The organism is Streptomyces sp. A1136, assembly GCF_004795055.1.
In the GTDB taxonomy this organism is placed as follows: domain Bacteria; phylum Actinomycetota; class Actinomycetes; order Streptomycetales; family Streptomycetaceae; genus Streptomyces.
Genome location: NZ_SSBJ01000001.1, coordinates 309,366 through 327,486 on the forward strand (window position 1 = coordinate 309,366; position 18,121 = coordinate 327,486).

Annotated in this window: 15 protein-coding genes and 2 tRNA genes; 12 read left to right on the forward strand and 5 right to left on the reverse strand. The window is 72.4% G+C overall.

Translation table 11 applies throughout. The annotated features are described in order from the left end of the window. Positions 1–6: 6 nt before the first annotated feature. Positions 7–1,656, forward strand: coding sequence for a long-chain fatty acid--CoA ligase (locus E6R62_RS01445; protein ID WP_136210496.1), 1,650 nt, complete (start codon positions 7–9; stop codon positions 1,654–1,656). A 78-nt stretch (positions 1,657–1,734) separates the two neighbouring features. On the opposite strand, the gene E6R62_RS01450 is transcribed toward E6R62_RS01445, so the two are convergent. The 3 genes from E6R62_RS01450 to E6R62_RS01460 all read right to left on the reverse strand — a co-directional run bounded on the left by E6R62_RS01450 (position 1,735) and on the right by E6R62_RS01460 (position 6,348). Beyond that, on the reverse strand, positions 1,735–2,310 hold the full coding sequence (locus E6R62_RS01450) for an antibiotic biosynthesis monooxygenase (RefSeq protein WP_136210498.1): 576 nt from the start codon (positions 2,308–2,310) through the stop codon (positions 1,735–1,737). Between the two features lie 13 nt (positions 2,311–2,323). Further along, on the reverse strand, positions 2,324–5,803 hold the full coding sequence (locus E6R62_RS01455) for a PAS domain-containing protein (protein ID WP_136210500.1): 3,480 nt from the start codon (positions 5,801–5,803) through the stop codon (positions 2,324–2,326). Between the two features lie 119 nt (positions 5,804–5,922). Beyond that, positions 5,923–6,348, reverse strand: a complete 426-nt coding sequence (locus tag E6R62_RS01460; RefSeq protein ID WP_136210502.1) for an SSI family serine proteinase inhibitor — start codon at positions 6,346–6,348, stop codon at positions 5,923–5,925. Positions 6,349–6,656: 308 nt separating this feature from the next. Here E6R62_RS01460 and E6R62_RS01465 point away from each other — a divergent pair. Both E6R62_RS01465 and E6R62_RS01470 read left to right on the forward strand, forming a co-directional pair. Next, positions 6,657–6,747: transfer RNA gene (locus E6R62_RS01465), tRNA-Ser, on the forward strand. A 231-nt stretch (positions 6,748–6,978) separates the two neighbouring features. Further along, positions 6,979–7,051: transfer RNA gene (locus E6R62_RS01470), tRNA-Arg, on the forward strand. A 56-nt stretch (positions 7,052–7,107) separates the two neighbouring features. Here E6R62_RS01470 and E6R62_RS01475 read toward each other — a convergent pair. Then, positions 7,108–8,025 carry an SMP-30/gluconolactonase/LRE family protein gene (locus E6R62_RS01475; protein WP_136210504.1) on the reverse strand — a complete coding sequence of 306 codons (918 nt, stop codon included), beginning with the start codon at positions 8,023–8,025 and terminating at the stop codon, positions 7,108–7,110. A 108-nt stretch (positions 8,026–8,133) separates the two neighbouring features. On the opposite strand from E6R62_RS01475, the gene E6R62_RS01480 reads away from it, so the two are divergent. The 9 genes from E6R62_RS01480 to E6R62_RS01520 all read left to right on the forward strand — a co-directional run bounded on the left by E6R62_RS01480 (position 8,134) and on the right by E6R62_RS01520 (position 17,246). Next, positions 8,134–8,568 carry an Lrp/AsnC family transcriptional regulator gene (locus E6R62_RS01480; protein WP_136210506.1) on the forward strand — a complete coding sequence of 145 codons (435 nt, stop codon included), beginning with the start codon at positions 8,134–8,136 and terminating at the stop codon, positions 8,566–8,568. Further along, entirely contained in the window at positions 8,565–9,443 is an 879-nt protein-coding gene (locus tag E6R62_RS01485) for a DUF2797 domain-containing protein (RefSeq protein ID WP_136210509.1), read from the forward strand. The genes E6R62_RS01480 and E6R62_RS01485 overlap by 4 nt, the downstream gene beginning before the upstream one ends. A 184-nt stretch (positions 9,444–9,627) precedes the next feature. Continuing rightward, on the forward strand, positions 9,628–9,969 hold the full coding sequence (locus tag E6R62_RS01490; protein ID WP_168713932.1) for an antibiotic biosynthesis monooxygenase: 342 nt from the start codon (positions 9,628–9,630) through the stop codon (positions 9,967–9,969). Next, the gene (locus tag E6R62_RS01495; protein WP_136210513.1) at positions 9,950–10,831 is read left to right on the forward strand and encodes an amidohydrolase family protein; all 882 of its coding nucleotides are present in this window, start codon (positions 9,950–9,952) and stop codon (positions 10,829–10,831) included. The genes E6R62_RS01490 and E6R62_RS01495 overlap by 20 nt, the downstream gene beginning before the upstream one ends. A 91-nt stretch (positions 10,832–10,922) precedes the next feature. Further along, positions 10,923–11,690, forward strand: a complete 768-nt coding sequence (locus E6R62_RS01500) for a response regulator transcription factor (RefSeq protein WP_136210515.1) — start codon at positions 10,923–10,925, stop codon at positions 11,688–11,690. Between the two features lie 212 nt (positions 11,691–11,902). After that, positions 11,903–13,423, forward strand: a complete 1,521-nt coding sequence (locus E6R62_RS01505) for a cell wall metabolism sensor histidine kinase WalK (protein WP_276615508.1) — start codon at positions 11,903–11,905, stop codon at positions 13,421–13,423. Positions 13,424–13,448: 25 nt separating this feature from the next. Continuing rightward, on the forward strand, positions 13,449–14,723 hold the full coding sequence (locus E6R62_RS01510; RefSeq protein WP_136210517.1) for a glycosyltransferase: 1,275 nt from the start codon (positions 13,449–13,451) through the stop codon (positions 14,721–14,723). Then, positions 14,720–16,864: a glycosyltransferase family 39 protein gene (locus E6R62_RS01515; protein WP_136210519.1), complete on the forward strand. Its 2,145-nt coding sequence runs from the start codon at positions 14,720–14,722 to the stop codon at positions 16,862–16,864. Before E6R62_RS01510 ends, E6R62_RS01515 begins: the two co-directional genes overlap by 4 nt. A 139-nt stretch (positions 16,865–17,003) precedes the next feature. Then, a complete protein-coding gene (locus E6R62_RS01520; protein WP_136210521.1) occupies positions 17,004–17,246 on the forward strand; it encodes a hypothetical protein in 243 nt (80 codons plus the stop codon). 26 nt (positions 17,247–17,272) lie between these two features. Here E6R62_RS01520 and E6R62_RS01525 read toward each other — a convergent pair whose 3' ends face one another. After that, positions 17,273–18,070 (reverse strand): hypothetical protein, encoded by a 798-nt coding sequence (locus E6R62_RS01525; protein WP_136210523.1) that lies wholly within the window; start codon positions 18,068–18,070, stop codon positions 17,273–17,275. Positions 18,071–18,121: the final 51 nt, after the last annotated feature.

Here is an 18,121-nt window from a genome sequence, read left to right on the forward strand (position 1 = left end):
GACGCTTTGCTGAGCACCATGCAGGACGTACCGCTTCTCGTCAGCCGCATCCTGCGACACGGGATGACGATCCACGGGAAGTCCCAGGTCACGACCTGGACCGGGGAAGCCGAGCCGCACCGCCGCAGCTTCGCCGACATCGGTGCCCGCGCCACCCGCCTCGCGAACGCCCTGCGCGACGAGCTGGGCGTCCGGCAGGACGACCGGGTCGCCACCCTCATGTGGAACAACGCCGAGCACGTGGAGGCGTACTTCGCGATCCCCTCCATGGGCGCCGTCCTGCACACGCTCAACCTGCGGCTCCCTCCCGAGCAGCTGGTCTTCATCGTCAACCACGCCGCGGACCGCGTGGTGCTGGTGAACGGCACGCTGCTGCCGCTTCTCGCACCACTGCTCCCGCACCTGCCCACCATCGACCACGTGGTCGTTTCCGGTATCGGCGACCGTTCCGTGCTCGACGGCCTCGACGTACGCGTGCACGAGTACGAGGAACTCCTGGCGGGACGCTCCGACCACTACGACTGGCCCGAGCTGGACGAGCGTCAGGCCGCGGCCATGTGTTACACCTCGGGCACCACCGGGGAGCCCAAGGGCGTCATCTACTCCCACCGCTCCATCTACCTGCACTCCATGCAGGTCAACATGACCGAGTCGATGGGACTGACCGACCGGGACACGTCCCTGGTCGTGGTCCCCCAGTTCCACGTGAACGCCTGGGGCCTGCCCCACGCCACCTTCATGACCGGCATCAACCTGCTGATGCCCGACCGCTTCCTCCAGGCCGCCCCGCTCGCCGAGATGATCGAGCAGGAGAAGCCGACACACGCCGCGGCCGTCCCCACCATCTGGCAGGGTCTGCTCGCCGAGGTCACCGCCAACCCCCGCGACCTCACCTCGATGAAGCAGGTCACCATCGGCGGCGCGGCCTGTCCGCCGTCCCTCATGGAGGCGTACGAGAAGCTCGGCGTCCGGCTGTGCCACGCGTGGGGCATGACCGAGACCTCCCCGCTCGGCACGATGGCGCACCCACCGGCCGGCCTGAGCGCCGAGGAAGAGTGGCCGTACCGGATCACCCAGGGTCGCTTCCCCGCGGGCGTCGAGGGCCGCCTGATCGGCCCGGGTGGTGACCGCCTGCCGTGGGACGGCGAGTCGGCGGGCGAGCTGGAGGTGCGCGGCGCGTGGATCGCGGGTGCCTACTACGGCGGCGCGTCCGGCGAACCGCTCCGCCCCACCGACAAGTTCAGCGCGGACGGCTGGCTCAAGACCGGCGACGTCGGCGTCATCAGCGCCGACGGATTCCTGACCTTGACCGACCGGGCCAAGGACGTCATCAAGTCGGGCGGCGAGTGGATCTCCAGCGTCGAGCTGGAGAACGCGCTGATGGCGCACCCGGAGGTGGCCGAGGCGGCGGTGGTCGCCGTGCCCGACGACAAGTGGGGCGAGCGCCCGCTGGCGACCGTCGTCCTCAAGGACGGCGCGACCGTGGACTACCCGGGACTGCGCGCCTTCCTGGGACAGTCGATCGCGAAGTGGCAACTGCCCGAGCGTTGGACCTTCATCGAGGCCGTGCCGAAGACGAGCGTCGGCAAGTTCGACAAGAAGGTGATCCGCAGGCAGTACGCGGACGGCGAGCTGGACGTGACGAAGCTCGACTGACCCGAGCCGACGCGAGGAGGTCCGCCTCACCCGAGCCGGACACCACGAGGCCCGACCGGCTCGATCGTCCCGGAGACCTCAGCCGCGCGTGAGCCATGGCCGCAGCAGCTTGCTGACGGCGGGCATGGCCACGTAGGTCATCAGGGTGCTGAAGACCACCGTGAAGGCGGCCGTCCGCAGCACGAAGGGCAGATCCACCAGGAACGGCCCGAGCACCGCGTTGCCGAGCAGCGAGATCGGGAAGATGGCCAGCCCCGAGCTGATCGCCATCTTCCAGCGCGGGGGCGCGGGCCGGGTCGTACCCGGCTTCGCGAACCACGTCTCCATGCCGTGCAGTTCCCGCCGCGCTATCTCGTGGTGGTGATGGCCCTGGCAGTTGGCGAAGAACGCGGCGCGCTCGGCGGACCTCTGCCACGCCTCGAAGGCGGCCTGGTGCCGGAAGCGGTGCACCAGGAACCAGGGGGCGCCCTCAGCCGCCGGCCGGAACAGCCCGTACCCGAGGTGGTCCGGGAAGCCCGCGGCGGCCTCCAGGATTCCTCGGGCCCAGGCCTCGAAGTCCTCCTCGTGGCCCGGCTCGACCTGCCGGGCGATGAGGAGGCTCACCTCACCGTTGTCGGCGGGAACGGTGTGCTCGGTCGTGTCGATGATGGCCATCGGCCCAGGATGACTAGTTGGTGCCGATCTTGGCGAGCAGGTCCACGATGCGGCCCTGGACATCGGCGGTCGTGGCCCGTTCGGCCAGGAACAGCACGCTCTCGCCCGAGGCCAGGCGCGGCAGATCACCCGGCTCGATCCCGGTGGCCGTGTAGACCACGAGGGGGGTCCGGTTCAGCTGCCCGTTGGCGCGCAACCAGTCCACGATCCCGGCCCGCCGGCGGCGCACCTGCATCAAGTCCATCACGACGAGATTGGGCCGCATCCGGGTGGCGAGCTCCACGGCGTCCGTGTCGGCGCCCGCCCGCGCGACCTGCATGCCGCGCCGTTCCAGGGCGGCCGTGAGCGCGGTGGCGATCTCGTCGTGCTCCTCGATCAGCAGCACCCGCGAGGGATGCTGCTCGCTGTCGCGCGGCGCGAGCGCCTTGAGCAGTACGGCGGGATCGGCCCCGTAGGCCGCTTCGCGCGTGGCGTGCCCGAGTCCGGCCGTGACCAGGACGGGAACCTCCGCCGCCACCGCTGCCTGGCGCAGCGACTGAAGGGCGGTGCGCGTGATGGGACCGGTCAGCGGGTCCACGAACAAGGCGGCGGGGAACGCGGCGATCTGCGCGTCCACCTCCTCGCGGGAGTGCACGATCACCGGGCGGTAGCCCCGGTCGCTGAGCGCCTGCTGGGTCTGGGCGTCGGGCGCGGGCCACACCAGCAGCCGGCGCGGGTTGTCCAGCGGCTCCGGCGGAAGCTCGTCGTCCACGGGCAGCGGTACGGGGCGGTTGACCACCTCGACCGCGCCGCCGGGGCCGTCGAGCGGCTCCGGGCCCTCGTCGGCCCCCGCCTCGGGCGCTCCTATGGCGAAGGCACGGCCCTGGGGCGTGGGCTCGGACAGTCGGCGGCGACGGCCGGAACCGCCCGCGTCGACCGAGATGCCCTGGCCGAGGGTGCCGAGGGCGCGCACGCTGATCGGCTGCGAGGCCTCGGGCGGACCGTCGTGCGGCTGCCGGGCACCGGGTACGGATACGGGGCCCGCCGCGGACTCGCCGTCCTCGGAGGCGGCACGTGCCGCGGGCACCGGCCAGGCGGGAGCGTCGGGCAGGGCGCGACGCCGCCCCGTGGGCGGTACCGGCCCGGGGGCCTCCGGCCCGGCAGCGGGGGCGGCTTCGGGAGCCTCGGCCGCGGGCGCGCCGAGCACCCGGCGCCCCCGGCGGCCGACCGGGGCCTCCGCGTCGGCCCCGGCCGGAGCGGGTCCCGCCCCGGCACCCGGGGCGGGGGTCGGACCGGCGGGCAGGGCGAAGCCGCCCTCCGGGGCGATGGGTCGCTGGGGGACGGGAGCCGTGAGCCCGGTCGCCGGAACCGGACCGGCCGGCTGCGGGAACGGACCCGCCGGACCCGCCGGACCCGACGGACCCGCCGGACCCGCCGGACCCGACGCCGAGCCGGCCGGTACGGCCGGGCCCAACGCGCGGCGGCGACCGGCCGGATGCTCGGTCACCGGAACGGTCGGCACCGGGGGCACGGGCGGCAGCGCCGGCATCCCGGTCCCGCGCGGGGGCACGGGCTGCCGCGCCGCGGACTGGGCCGACACGGGCTGCCCGGGCTGGGGCTGGGGCTGTGCGGGCTGAGGTCCGCCGGGACGCGGGGAAGCGTCGGGACCGCCGACGCCGCCGACGCCGCCGGGTCCGCCCGAACTGCCGTCACCGTCCCGGCCGCGCCGACGCCCGGTACCCAGACCCGCCGGGTTCACCGGAGACTGCGCCAGCTCGGGCCCGTTGGTGCCAGGGCCGTCGGTACCGGGCCCGTTCGTACCGGGGCCGTCGAGCGTGCCGTCCACACGACGCCGCCCCGACGACAGCGCGAGCGCGCCGCCGGCCTCCCGCGACCCCTTCGCCTCGTCGGCGGCGTCGTCCAGGAAGGCGTCCACGCCGCGCCGGGCCCGCCGGCCCCCGGCCTCGCCCCCGACTCCGGCGCCGTCCTTGGCCTTCGGCTCGGCTTCCGCCGCCGCGGCCTTCTCCGGTTCCGGCTCCGGCTCCGGCAGCGTCACCGTCCCGGCCCCCGCACCCAGCGGCAGCTCCAGCACGTAGGTACCGCCCGGCGCGCCCGGGACGTCGACCGTCTGCAGGACCCCGCCGTGCGCGGCCACGATGCCCCGCACGATCGGCTCGTGCACCGGGTTGCCGCCCTCGTACGGCCCGCGTACCTCGATCCGTACGACGTCACCGCGCTGCGCGGCGGCCACCACGATCGTCGAGTCGCTGTATCCGCTGCCCTGTCGGGTCTTGCCCGTGGCGTCCACCCCGGCGACGTCGGCGACCAGGTGCGCGAGCGCGGTCGCGATCCGCTCCCCGTCCACCTCGGCCTCGATCGTCGGCGCGTGCACGGCGAACTGCGCCCGGCCCGGCCCGATCAGCTCCACCGCGCCGTCGACACCCGCCGCGACGACTTTGTTGATCAGCGTCTTTTCCTTGGCGAGCTTGTCGCTGCCCGCGTCCAACCGCTGGTAGCCCAGCACGTTGTCCACGAGCGTGGTCATCCGGGAGTAGCCGGCCGCCAGGTGGTGCAGCAGCTGGTTCGCCTCGGGCCACAGCTGGCCCGCGTCGTCGGCGGCCAGCGTCGCCAGCTCCCCGCGCAGTTCCTCCAACGGCCCGCGCAGCGACTCGCCGAGCACCGCCAGCAACTGGGCGTGCCGGGCCGCCAGGGCGTCGTAGGGCCGCCGGTCGGTGAAGGTCATGACGGCGCCGACGAGCAGATCGCCGTCCCGTACGGGCGAGGTGGTCAGGTCGACGGAGACCGGTTGCCCGGCCTTGTTCCACAGCACCTGGCTGCGGACCCGGTGCTTGCGACCGCTGCGCAGGGTGTCGGCGAGCGGGGACTCCTCGAAGGGGAACGGCGAACCGTCCGCGCGTGAGTGCTGGATCAGCCCGTGCAGTTCGCGGTTGCCGAGATCGGTGGCACGGTAGCCGAGGATCTGCGCGGCGGCCGGGTTGACGAGGACGACCCTGCCGTCGGTGTCCGTGCCGACCACGCCCTCGGCGGCGGCGCGCAGGATCATCTCGGTCTGTCGCTGGGAACGGGCGAGCTCGGCCTCGGTGTCGACGGTCTGGGACAGGTCCCGTACGACGAGCATCAGCAGCTCGTCACCGGTGTAGGCGGGCTGCGGCTCGCGGTAGGCGTCCCGGCCGTCGAGGTGCGCGGCGGTGACCTCGACGGGAAACTCGCTGCCGTCGGTGCGTCGGGCCGTCATCCTCTTGGGCTTCGCCCGTCCCTCTTCGTCGTCACCGGGACGGCGCATCGAGCCGGGGATGAGCTTCGAGTCGAACTCGGGCAGGAGGTCCAACACCCCGCGGCCGACGAGACCGGTGCCGGGGCTCTCCATGATCTCCAGGGCGATCGAATTCGCGTTGACCACAGTGCCGTTGGCGTTGACGAGCAACAGCGCGTCAGGAAGTGCGTCGAGTATTGCTGCGAGGCGAGCAGCGCCTCGGGATGGCCTGCTGCTCACGACGAGCTTCCTCCCTGACCACGACTACCGGCATGTCACGGGAGGAGTCTAAGGGCACCGTCCCGCGGCGGGAGGGTCGATGAGGGGTTGATACCGCACATCCTTCGCATCCTCCCAGGTCAGGAGCGCCCACTCGGAAGCACAGGTTCCAGTGTCTTCCACCGGGCGATGTCACATCCGTTCCTCCGCCGGAAGGTGGCGTCCACCTTCTTGCCGTGCCACGTTCCGGTGATCCGGGCGGTGGCCGGGCCGCCGTCGACCATCGTGCACATCTGGCGCTTGGACACGGGGGCGAAGGGGTCTTTGCCCTCCCGCGCGAGTGCGTCAAGGCGGGCGCAGGCCTCCTCCGCCTTCGGGTGGTTCCCGCCGACCGGGTCGCACTCCAACCGGTACTCGCCGTCCGTGCGCGGGTTGCCGGTGTCGGACACGGCGATGCCGAGCCGGTCGGGCGTCGACAGCAGCCGCTCCAATGGCAGGGGTGGCAGCGGCCCGGCGGCCGCGGCGGCCAGGGCGGAGGTGACGGCGAAGGCGGCGAGACGCAGCATGGGGCACTCCAGGTCGTCCGTACGTCGTACGCCTCACCAACGACCCGCGCGGCCCGACGTTGCGTCCGGGCCGACGCGTGCGCGTGTACGTGTCCGTACGGCACGCGGCGGGACGCGACCGTTCGAGGCGGCCGGGCAGCCCGCGCGGGCTGCCCGCGCGGCCGCCCGCGCGCATCGGTGCTTCGGCTGGTGGATGCCTTTAAGGCTTTGCCCCGGGCCCGTCGTTCCTTGTACCGTGGGAGCGGATTGGTGACCGGCCCCGCGCCTGTGTCATCATCTGCACGCACCCTCGTACGCGAGGGTGTGCTGGAGGCGTCGCCTAGTCCGGTCTATGGCGCCGCACTGCTAATGCGGTTTGGGGCTTACCCCCCATCGAGGGTTCAAATCCCTCCGCCTCCGCACCTCGAAGAAGCCCCGGTCCATGAGGACCGGGGCTTCTTCGTGTTTCGAACGCCCCGGGAGGGGTACCGCGCCGATCCCCGAGCGCCGCCCGGAGCCTTCCGGATGATCTCCATCCGCGCTGTTTCCGCAGGTCAGCGGCGGTGGGGCTAATGGATTTCGCGTCCCGCCGTGGTCCATGTATTGTTGTTCTCGCAAGGCCAACGGGGCGCAAAACCCCGAACAGCCCAAGCACTCGTAGCTTAACGGATAGAGCATCTGACTACGGATCAGAAGGTTGCAGGTTCGAATCCTGCCGAGTGCACAGCCGAAGAGGCCCCCCGGTTCGCCGGGGGGCCTTTTGCGTTGTGTCCGCAGGTGTCAGGGGCGGTGGACGCGGGGCAGGCCGGTGACCGAGAGGACCAGGGAGTAGAGCGAGGTGGTGGCGGTGATGAAGAGGCGGTTGTTCTTCGGTCCGCCGAAGGCGATGTTCGAGACCGGCTCGGGGACGCGCAGTCGGCCGATGAGGTCGCCGTCCGGCGCGTAGCAGCGGACGCCGTCCCGCATCGCGGCCGCCCACAGTCGGCCGGCGTCGTCGAAGCGGATGTTGTCGACCGAGGGGCAGGCGGCGAAGACGCGGTCGGCGGTGAGGGTCCCCGCGTCGGTGACCTTGAAGGCGCGGATTTGGCCCGCTCGGGTGTCCGCCGCGTAGAGCTCGCTCTCGTCGGGGGAGAAGACGAGCCCGTTCGGGCCGAGGAAGCCGTCCGCGACCAGGCGGACCTCGCCCGTCGCCGGGTCGGCGCGGTAGAGGTTGCAGGCGCCGATCTCGCTCGGCGCGCGCCGGCCCTCGTAGTCGCTGTTGATGCCGAAGTCCGGGTCCGAGAACCAGATCGAGCCGTCGGAGCGCACCACCGCGTCGTTCGGGCTGTTGAGGCGCTTGCCGTCCCACCGTTCGGCGATGACCGTGAGGGTTCCGTCGGGTTCGGTGCGGGTGACGCGTCGGTTGCCCTGCTCGCAGGTGATCAGGCGGCCCTCGCGGTCGAGGGTGTTGCCGTTGGGGTTCCCGGCGCCGGTGCGAAACACCGAGACGGCGCCGGTGGCCTCGTCCCAGCGCAACATCCGGTCGTTGGGGATGTCGCTCCACACCACCTGCCGCCATGCCGGCAGGTAGAGCGGGCCCTCCGCCCAGCGGCAGTCGTCGTGGAGCCGCTCCAGCCGGGCGTCACCGTTGGCGCAGCGGCCCGTGCGGAAGCGATCGTCCAGGATCTCGTACAGAGTGGCGTCCGCTATGGATGACATCTTTCCCCCAATGGTCGAGCGCTCCGAATAGTGTTCGGCGTGAGGCTGAGATTGCAGTATCAGGTACTGTCTTCGCAAGTGTTGACGGGTGGATGAGGGGAAGATCGCGTGGACGACATCGACCGGGCGCTGCTCCAGCGGCTCCAGCAGGACGCGGGCCAGTCGTACGCCGCCCTCGGCGCGGCGGTCGGGCTCTCGGCGGGGGCCACGCACGAACGCGTACGGAAAATGCGGGAGCGCGGAGTCATCCGGCGGACCACGGTCGACGTGGAGCCGGCGGCCGTCGGGAGCGGGGTCCTGGCCTATGTGATGGTGGATTCGAATGCCTGGATGGGGGACTCCAGGGCCGCGTTCGAGGACATCGCGGAGATCCAGGAGGCGCACATCATCGCGGGCAGCGCCTCTGTTCTCGTCAAGGTGCGGACGGGCTCGACCGAACAGCTGCAGGACGTACTGCGCCGCCTGTACGCCATCGAGGGCGTCAGCGGAACGCACGCCACCGTCGTCCTGGAGACCTTCTTCGAGCGGCCGCTCCCGCTGTGACCTGGTGGTGCACCGGCATCCGGTGGCAGGACGGGCGGCCCCGCATCGGCTGGTACGGAGGCGAACGCGCGGAGCGCGACAGCCTGCTCGGCTACGGACGGCGGCTGGCCTTCGCCGCCCGGGGCGAGCGGCACTGCCTCGGAGTACGGCGGGCGGGAAAGCGGACGCCGTGTCCCGCGCGCCGGACGGTGGCGGGGCGGACGGGGAGCGCCCAGTGCCCCGAGTGCGCGCGGCTGGACCGGTCCTTCTCCGTGGCCGCCGACACCAACGCCGCCGATCCGCGGCCCTACCGGGTGTACCTCGCCTGGTTCGGGACCGGCCTGATCAAGGTCGGCATCACCGCCGAGGAGCGCGGCCCGGCCCGGTTGTTGGAACAGGGAGCGGTGACCTGGGCCTGGTTGGGGCGTGGCCCGCTGATGGCCGCGCGGCGCACCGAGGAACTCCTGCGGGCGGCTCTCGGAGTCCCGGACCGGATCGCCTACGCCCGCAAGCGGGCGGTACGGGCCGACCTGCCGCCGCCGGCCGGACGGGCCCGGGAGGTCGCGGAGCTGCACGCCCGTGCGGTGGCGCTGCCCGGGTGGCCGGAGTCCCTGGAGCCGGTGGGCTGCGAAGTCGTCGATCACGCGTCCGCCTTCGGGCTGGACGCGCTCCCGAAGCCGACGGGGGTGGTCGCCGAGCTGGTGCCCGGCGGGACGGTGGCCGGCCTGTTGGTCGGCGCGGCCGGGCCGGACCTGCACTTCGCGGACGGGCTGGTGGTGGACACCCGCCTCTTGGCCGGCTGGGAACTGGTGGCCGCGGCGGGTGACGCCGGCACGGACGTGCCGGTGGTGGCGATCGCATCGACTGCCGACGCCGAGCAGGACGGGTTGTTCTGACCGACCGACGCCCCGCCCGGACGACGGACCGGCCTCCCGCCGGGCACCCGGACCCTGGGACCCGGACCGGACGCCCGGAGGGAGCCGCGACCGGGAGGTACCAAGGTCAAAACTTGGATCCCTTTGGCCCTACGGCCCCCTTTCGGGTGGACAGGCGAAGGGACCGCCACGGAGGGTGGTCGCCATGAGCGCCCAACCCCTACCGCCTTTCGAACCGCCGTACGTGATGGCCGTCTTCACGAGCCTGCGCACCTCCGACGACGGCGGTTACCCGCAGACCAGTGACCGGATGGCAGAGATCGTCCGGACCAACCCCGGCTACCTCGGACACGAGTCCGCGCGCACCCCCGACGGCCTCGGCATCACCGTCGCCTACTTCCGCGACCACGATTCCCTCTCCGCGTGGCGGGAGGACCTGGAACACCGGGCAGCGATAGAGCACGGCCGCGCCCACTGGTACCAGAGCTACACGCTGCACGTCGCCACGGTCGAACGGAGCCACGGTTTTGTCCGCGACGACGGTTGAGGCGGTTCGCGCCTTCCGCGACCGGCTGGGACTGCCCGGGCTGGTCGACGTGCACACGCACTTCATGCCCGAGCGGGTTCTGGGCAAGGTGTGGGACTACTTCGACGCCGTCGGCCCGCTGACCGGAGTCGAGTGGCCGATCACCTACCGGCACGAGGAGGATCAGCGGGTCGCGCTGCTGCGCGCGTTCGGGGTCCGGGCCTTCACCGCCATGCTTTACCCGCACAAGCCGGCGATGGCCGCCTGGCTCAACGCGTGGGCCGCGGACTTCGCCGCGCGGACGCCCGACTGCCTGCGCACCGCGACCTTCTTCCCGGAGGCGGGCGTGGCGGAGTACGTCGGCCAGGCCGTCGAGGGGGGAGCGCGGATCTTCAAGGCGCACCTTCAGGTCGGCGCCTACGACCCGAACGACGAACGGCTCCAACCGGTCTGGGGACTGTTGGCCGAGGCCGCCGTCCCGATCGTGATCCACTGTGGCTCGGGGCCGGTACCGGGGAAGCACACCGGTCCGGAACCGATCGCGCGCCTGCTGGCCCGGCACCCGCGGCTGCCCCTGATCATCGCCCACATGGGCATGCCGGAATACGTCGACTTCCTCGACCTGGCCGACCGGTATCCCGAGGTCCGCCTCGACACCACCATGGCCTTCACCGACTTCTCCGAACAGTTCAGCGGCTTCCCCGCAGGTGACCTCGGGCGGCTCGCGGACCTCGGCGACCGGATTCTGCTCGGCACCGACTTCCCGAACATCCCCTACCCCTACGAGCACCAGCTGGCCGCCCTCGAACGGCTCGGCCTCGGGGACGACTGGCTGCGGGCGGTCTGCCACGACAACGGCGCGCGACTCTTCCACCTGGCCTGAACCGGAACGGCGGGGCCGCGCCGGCCCGCTTCTCAGGAAATTCACAGGCAGGCGCAAGAACGCTCTCAGAGGTTCCGTCCAGCGTGTACGCATGACTGCGACGACCACCTCCCAAGCGTCCACGTCCACCGGCAAGCACACGGCCCTCGTCCGGCCCGACGGCGGCCCGTGCCGGGTGCTCGTCGTCGACGACGAGGCCGCGCTCTCCGAACTCCTGTCCATGGCCCTGCGCTACGAGGGGTGCGAGGTCCGCAGCGCCGGTGACGGGGCGGCCGCTGTGCGGACCGCCCGGGAATTCCGCCCGGACGTGGTGCTCCTCGACATCATGCTCCCGGACATGGACGGCCTCGCCGTGCTCGGCCGGCTGCGCCGGGAGCTCCCGCACGTGCCGGTGCTGTTCCTGACCGCCAAGGACTCCGTGGAGGACCGCATCGCGGGGCTGACGGCGGGCGGCGACGACTACGTCACCAAGCCGTTCAGCCTGGAGGAGGTCGTGGCCAGGCTGCGCGGCCTGGTCCGCCGCTCGGGCGCGGCGCAGGCGGCCCGAGGCGGCTCGGTCCTGGCCGTCGGTGACCTCCGGCTGGACGAGGACAGCCACGAGGTGACCCGCGGCGGCCAAGAGGTCCACCTGACCGCCACGGAGTTCGAGCTGCTGCGCTACCTGATGCGCAACCCGCGCCGGGTCCTGAGCAAGGCGCAGATCCTGGACCGTGTGTGGTCCTACGACTTCGGCGGCCAGGCCAATGTGGTCGAGCTGTACATCTCCTACCTGAGGCGGAAGCTGGAGAGCGGTCCGGGATGGCCGCCGATGATCCACACCCGACGGGGCGCCGGCTACCTGATCAAGCCGGCCGAGTAGTGGCCGTACGTCTTCCCGGGCGCGGGAGCGGGGGTCGCGCCGGGTGGCGCCGGCTCGCCTCCGGGGCCGGCCGTCCCCCCGCGAACGCCGACGATGTCGCCCCGGCCCGCCCCACCACGGACGACCGGTCCATCGAGGCCCCCTCCGCCCGGGTCCGACGGCGAAGGACGCGGCGGCCTTGGTCGCTGCGGTCCAGGCTCGTCCTGGCGGCGGTGGTGCTGATCGCTGTCGTCGGCGCGGCCATCGGCACGGTCACCACCTTCGCGCTGCGCCAGTACCTGGTCCAGCAACTGGACGATCAGTTGCGGACCTCCATCACGATGGCCACCCGGGGACCCGGCGCCGGCAAGGCGGCCCGAGAGGGCAACCTCGGCTTCGTGCTCGCCGGAACCCCGCCGGACGCGGCCGGCATCAGGCTCGACGAGAACGGCAAGGTCATCGGCAGCGCCCGCAACGCCGCGGTCGGCGGCCCGGAGTTCGATCACCGCCAGCCCCTCACCGAAGCCCAGACCGCGGCGTTGAAAAAGGTCGCCCGCAAGGCGGCTCAAGGCCGGCTCGGGCCGCATGACGTGGATCTGCCCGAGCTCGGCGGCTATCGGGTGCTCACCGCTCCCGACGGAAGCCTCGTCCTCGGCTTTCGGCTCGGCGAAGTCGACTCCACCGTCCGGACGCTGGTCGCGGTGGAGGTCTTCGCGACCCTGGCCGGCCTGATCGCCGCCTCGCTCGCCGGGCAGGCGCTGGTCGGCGTGGCGCTGCGACCGCTACGGCGCGTGGCCGCCACCGCCACCCGCGTCTCCGAACTCCCCCTGCACAGCGGTGAGCCGGCCCTGCACGAGCGGGTGCCGGACGCCGAAGCCGACCCCCGTACCGAGATCGGCCAGGTCGGAGCGGCGCTGAACCGGATGCTGGGCCATGTCTCCTCCGCGCTCACCGCCCGGCAGCAGAGCGAAACCCGGGTACGTCAGTTCGTGGCCGACGCCAGCCACGAGTTGCGTACCCCTTTGGCCTCGATCCGGGGTTACGCCGAACTGACCCGCCGGGGCCACGAAGAGCCCGGACCCGACACCCGCCACGCCCTGGGCCGCATCGAGTCCGAAGCCACCCGGATGACCGGCCTGGTCGAAGACCTCCTGCTGCTGGCCCGGCTGGACGCGGGGCGACCCCTCGTCACCGACGACACCGCCACCGACCTCGCCCCCCTCGTCGTCGACGCCGTCAGCGACGCCCGGGCCGCCGGGCCCGAACACCACTGGCGGCTGGAGCTCCCGGACGATCCCGCGACCATCCGGGCCGACCCGGCCCGTATCCAACAGGTCCTGGTGAACCTTCTCGCCAACGCACGCACCCACACCCCACCGGGCACCACCGTCACCGCCCATGTTTCACGTGAAACAAGCCCCGAGGCGTTCGGTGTTTCACGTCAAACACCGCTCGTCCGCCTCCGGGTCGAGGACAACGGGCCGGGTATTCCGGCGGAGTTGCTCCCGCACGTCTTCGAGCGGTTCGCCCGCGGCGACGCGTCCCGGTCCAGGGTGGCGGGATCCACCGGCCTCGGGCTCGCCATCGTCCAGGCAGTCGTCACCGCCCACGGCGGGCGGGTCGAGGTCCACAGCCGACCCGGCCGGACCTGCTTCGAGGTCCTCCTGCCTCTCGCACACGCCACGGCCGGCCCCGGCTCACCGACGGTGCGCACCGACTCACAGACGGAGCACAGGCTCACCACACAGCGGTGACAGTTCGCCCGACGAGGGTCGGAACATGTCAACCGACACCTCTTACGGCCCCGGAGCCCTCCCTGCCCGCGGGCACCTGGCACCCGCGCCCGGTGAGCCCGTACTCGACGTGGTGATCCCGGTGTTCAACGAGGAGAAAGACCTCGGCCCGTGCGTGCGCCGGCTCCACGATCACCTCACCAGGACGTTCCCCTACGCCTTCCGGATCACCATCGCCGACAACGCCAGCACGGACCGGACCCCCGACGTCGCGACCGCCCTCGCCGCCACGGTGGACGGGGTCCGCAGTACCCGACTGGAAGAGAAGGGGCGCGGGCGCGCCCTGCGCACCGTCTGGTCGCGGTCGGATGCTCCCGTCCTCGCCTATATGGACGTGGACCTCTCCACCGACCTCAACGCGCTGCTGCCCCTGGTCGCCCCACTGATCTCCGGTCACTCGGACCTCGCCATCGGCACCCGGCTCGCCCGCTCCTCACGCGTGGTACGCGGAGCGAAGCGCGAGTTCGTCTCCCGGGCCTACAACCTCTTGCTGCGCTCCTCCCTCGCCGCCCGCTTCAGTGACGCCCAATGCGGGTTCAAGGCCATCCGGCGCGAAGTCGCCGAACGGCTGCTGCCACTGGTGGAGGACTCCGGCTGGTTCTTCGACACCGAGCTGCTGGTGCTGGCCGAGCGGGCCGGGCTGCGCATCCACGAGATCCCGGTGGACTGGGTGGACGACCCCGACTCCACGGTCCACATCGTCCGCACCGCCGCCGAGGACCTCAAGGGCGTCTGGCGGGTGGGCCGGGCGCTCGCGGTGGGCGCCCTGCCGCTCGACCGGTTGGCCCGCCCCTTCGGTGACGACCCACGGGACCGGACGGCACTGCCCGGGGTACCACGCGGGTTGGCCCGCCAGCTCCTCGGCTTCTGCGCGGTAGGCCTGCTCAGCACGCTGCTCTACCTGGCGCTGTACTCGGTCTTCCGGATCTCGGCCGGCCCCCAGGTCGCCAACGCGGCGGCCCTGCTGCTCTCGGCCGTCGCCAACACCTCCGCAAACCGCCGACTCACCTTCGGGGTACGGGGACGCGCCCGCGCCCTACACCACCAGGCACAGGGGCTGTTGGTCTTCGCCATCGGGCTCGCCCTGACCAGTGGTTCGCTCGCAGCACTCGACGCGGCTGCCACCAACGCCGCCCACAGCACCGAACTCGCCGTACTGATCACCGCCAACCTCGCCGCCACCGTGCTGCGCTTCCTGCTCTTTCGCGCCTGGGTCTTCCCCGAGCGGCGCGGCAACCCCACGAAGGACGACATCCGATGACGACGGCAGCAGTGCCCCTGTTCCCGCCCGCCCCACCGGTCGCCACCAGCACCGCCGCGCCGACCGGTCGGCCCCGTTGGGAACGCCCCGCCTATGCCCTGCTCCTATTCCTCACCGCGGTCCTGTTGCTGTGGGACCTGGGTGCCTCGGGGTACGCGAACTCCTTCTACTCGGCCGCCGTCCAGGCGGGAGCCGAGAGCTGGAAGGCCTTCTTCTTCGGCTCCTCCGACGCGGGCAACTCCATCACCGTCGACAAGCCCCCGGCCGCCCTGTGGCCGATGGCCCTGTCGGTGCGGCTCTTCGGACTGGGCGGATGGCAGATCCTCGTCCCCCAGGCCTTGATGGGCGTCGGTACCACCGCGGTGCTCTACGCCGCCGTACGACGTCAGTTCGGCCCCGTGGCGGCCCTGCTGAGCGGCACGGTCTTCGCACTGACGCCCGTGGCGGCCTTGATGTTCCGCTTCAACAACCCCGACGCGCTGCTCGCCCTGCTGATGACCGTCACCGTGTACTGCGTCCTGCGGGCGCTCGACGGCGCGCGCACCGGCTGGATCGTCGCGGCCGGCGCCGCGGTCGGGCTCGCCTTCCTGACGAAGACGCTCCAGGCCCTTGTGATCCTGCCGCCACTGGCCGTCCTGTACGCGGTGTGCGCTCCGACGCGGGTGCGCGCGCGGTTGGGTCAGCTGCTGCTCGCCGGAATCACGATGGCGGTCGCGGGCGGCTGGTGGGTGGCCGTGGTGGAGCTGTGGCCCGCCGCGTCCCGCCCCTACATCGGAGGTTCGCAGAACAACTCCTTCCTGGAATTGACCTTCGGTTACAACGGGCTGGGCCGGATCAACGGCAACGAGACCGGCAGCGTCGGCGGCGGGCGCCCCGGCGGGGGCGCCGGCGGAGGCTGGGGCGAGACCGGAATCGACCGGCTCTTCTCGACCGGAATCGGCGGCCAGATCTCCTGGCTGCTCCCGGCGGCCCTGCTCATGCTCGTGGCCGGGCTGGTGATCACCTGGCGGGCCCGTCGAGCCACGGACTCGCTGGAGAGCATGGCCCGCGCGGCCTTCCTCGCCTGGGGCGGCTCACTCCTGATCACCGGCCTGGTCTTCAGCTACATGCAGGGGATCTTCCACGAGTACTACACCGTGGCCCTCGCCCCGTTCGTGGCCGCGCTCGTCGGCATGGGCGTCGCCGTCTTGTGGGAGGAGCGGGGCAGCAGGGCCGCCTCGCTGACCCTCGCCGGAACCCTCGCGCTCACCGTGTACTGGGCCTTCGTACTGCTCGGCCGCGCAGGCGGATATCTGCCGTGGCTGCGCTGGACGGTGCTCGTCGCGGGGCTCGGCGCGGCCGTCGCGCTGATCTTCGCCGCCCGACTGGGCCGCAGGGCGCTCTTGGCGGCGGCGGGCGTCGGGCTCGGCGCGGCGCTGGCAGGGCCCTTCGCCTACTGCCTGACCACGGTGAACACCCCGCACACGGGGTCCATCGTGACGGCGGGCCCGGCGGTGGCGGGCGGCGGAGGGCCGGGTGGCCGCGGCATGCGCGCGTTCTACTTCCCCGGCGGTGCCGTGCCCCCGGGCGCCCGGGCCGGCGGGCCACAGGTGCCCCCCGGGGCACGACCCCCCGGTGCTCCGGGCGGCAAGGCCCCCGTGGGAACCCGCCCGGCCGGTGCGACCGGTCCGCGGGGTACCGCCGGCGGCGGCCCCGGCGGTCTGCTCAACGGCACCAAGGCGAGCGCCGAGGCCACTGCCGTGCTGCGGGCCGATGCCACGCGCTACACGTGGGCGGCGGCGGCCATCGGCTCGCAGAACGCCGCGAGCTACCAACTCGCCTCCGGCGCTCCCGTGATGGCGATCGGCGGCTTCAACGGCAGCGATCCCTCGCCGACCCTGGAGCGGTTCAAGGCCTACGTGAAGGCCGGCCGCATCCACTGGTTCATCGGCCAGAGCGAGAACCAGGCCCAGGGCGGCCCGCAGCGACGAAGCCAAGGCGGAACCGGCGGGGAGACCACCGGCTCCCGGCGTGCCGCCTTCGGTCCGGGCGGTGGCACGAGCAGCGCCATCGAAAGTTGGGTGAAGGCCACCTTCAAGGCCACCACGGTCGGCGGAGCCACCTTCTACGACCTGTCCGCGTCCCCGACCGGCGGGGCCTGATCCCCCGAACCCACTCCCGCCGATTCCCCGTCGAGGACAGGATCGCCACGAACATGCCGAGCTCGACCGGCCACCCCCACCCCGGACATCGCGGGGTGGGGCGGTAAGGGCAGGGACAAACCCGCTAGGGTGCGGAGCCATGGCTGCGAACCACAACTCATCAGGTCCTCACTCGGCAGGTCCCGAGGGCAACTACGACCCCGCGGGCAGCACCCAGATGTTCCGGGCGTTCGTCGAGGAGGCCGAGCCGGTGCGAGCCACCGTGCCGGGAGCCCGTCGGCGCCGGCCCGCGAAGGCGGCCCCCAAGACCGGCATGTGGATCGGCCTGGGCCTCGTCGGACTCCTCGTGATCGCGGCGGTCGCCTGGCTGGCGCTGGGTTAGTCCCGTCATTTCGTCGCGGAGCGGAGTCAGCCCCAGATGGCGGTGACGTTCCGGGTCTCCACCCGCATGCCGAGTGGGACCCGCCAGGACTCGACGCAGACCGTATAGGTCTGTGTCTTCGAGGTGCCGCCCGCGATCGGTACGGGCAGTGGCCGGGTCGTCGTGATCGTGGCCCAGTCGATTCCGAGCGCGCCGATGATGTGCGTCGCGAAGCTGACCGTGCCCGAGCGCGCGGCCGTACCACCGGTGTTGGTGAAGGTGACCGTGACGCGTTCGCACCAACGGTCGGGGGCGGCAGACCGGAGCGGGGCGCCGACCGTCAGCCGGGCCGGGCCGGCGGGCGCCGGGGTCGGAGTGCCCGGTCCGCCCGGCGCGGGCGGCGTGGGCACGGGCGGCGATCCCGGCGCCCCCGCCCCGGTCCCTGACGCCGGCCCCGTCCCCGATCCGGCTCCCGAAGCCGGGTTCCCGGGGTTGTGGGGGGCGGTGGTGGTGGGGTCGGCTTCCGGCGAGGTGCCGGTGGGTGCGGAGCCGCCGGCTGAGGTGGACGAGGGTCCGCCCCGGGTGGAGTCGGCCGAGGTCCGCGCGTCCCCCGCACCGGGCGACGTACCACTGGTGGCCGACGCGTCTGCGCCGCCCGCCGCCGGGGCGCCGAGCTGCTGGAACTCCACCTCGCCCCGTGGGGGCACGTTCCGACCCGGGCCGGGTGGGGCCGCCCCCACGGCGACGTAGCCGCCGTGGGACGGGCCGCCGCAGCCGCCCAAGGCCACGACGGCGACCGCGCCGCAGAGGGTGAGTGCTGTCGCCCGGCGGGTTCCCGTTCGCATCGCGCCAGTGTTACTGACGATCCGTCACATGGGAAGCCGGAGGCAGCGGTC

What these genes read in the sequence shown, in the direction of transcription:
- E6R62_RS01500 (WP_136210515.1), top strand. Translation starts at nt 10,923, where the DNA reads ATGACTGCGACGACCACCTCCCAAGCGTCCACGTCCACCGGCAAGCAC.
- E6R62_RS01515 (WP_136210519.1), top strand. Translation starts at nt 14,720, where the DNA reads ATGACGACGGCAGCAGTGCCCCTGTTCCCGCCCGCCCCACCGGTCGCC.
- E6R62_RS01475 (WP_136210504.1), bottom strand. Translation starts at nt 8,025, where the DNA reads ATGTCATCCATAGCGGACGCCACTCTGTACGAGATCCTGGACGATCGC.
- E6R62_RS01450 (WP_136210498.1), bottom strand. Translation starts at nt 2,310, where the DNA reads ATGGCCATCATCGACACGACCGAGCACACCGTTCCCGCCGACAACGGT.
- E6R62_RS01490 (WP_168713932.1), top strand. Translation starts at nt 9,628, where the DNA reads ATGAGCGCCCAACCCCTACCGCCTTTCGAACCGCCGTACGTGATGGCC.
- E6R62_RS01520 (WP_136210521.1), top strand. Translation starts at nt 17,004, where the DNA reads ATGGCTGCGAACCACAACTCATCAGGTCCTCACTCGGCAGGTCCCGAG.
- E6R62_RS01525 (WP_136210523.1), bottom strand. Translation starts at nt 18,070, where the DNA reads ATGCGAACGGGAACCCGCCGGGCGACAGCACTCACCCTCTGCGGCGCG.
- E6R62_RS01510 (WP_136210517.1), top strand. Translation starts at nt 13,449, where the DNA reads ATGTCAACCGACACCTCTTACGGCCCCGGAGCCCTCCCTGCCCGCGGG.
- E6R62_RS01460 (WP_136210502.1), bottom strand. Translation starts at nt 6,348, where the DNA reads ATGCTGCGTCTCGCCGCCTTCGCCGTCACCTCCGCCCTGGCCGCCGCG.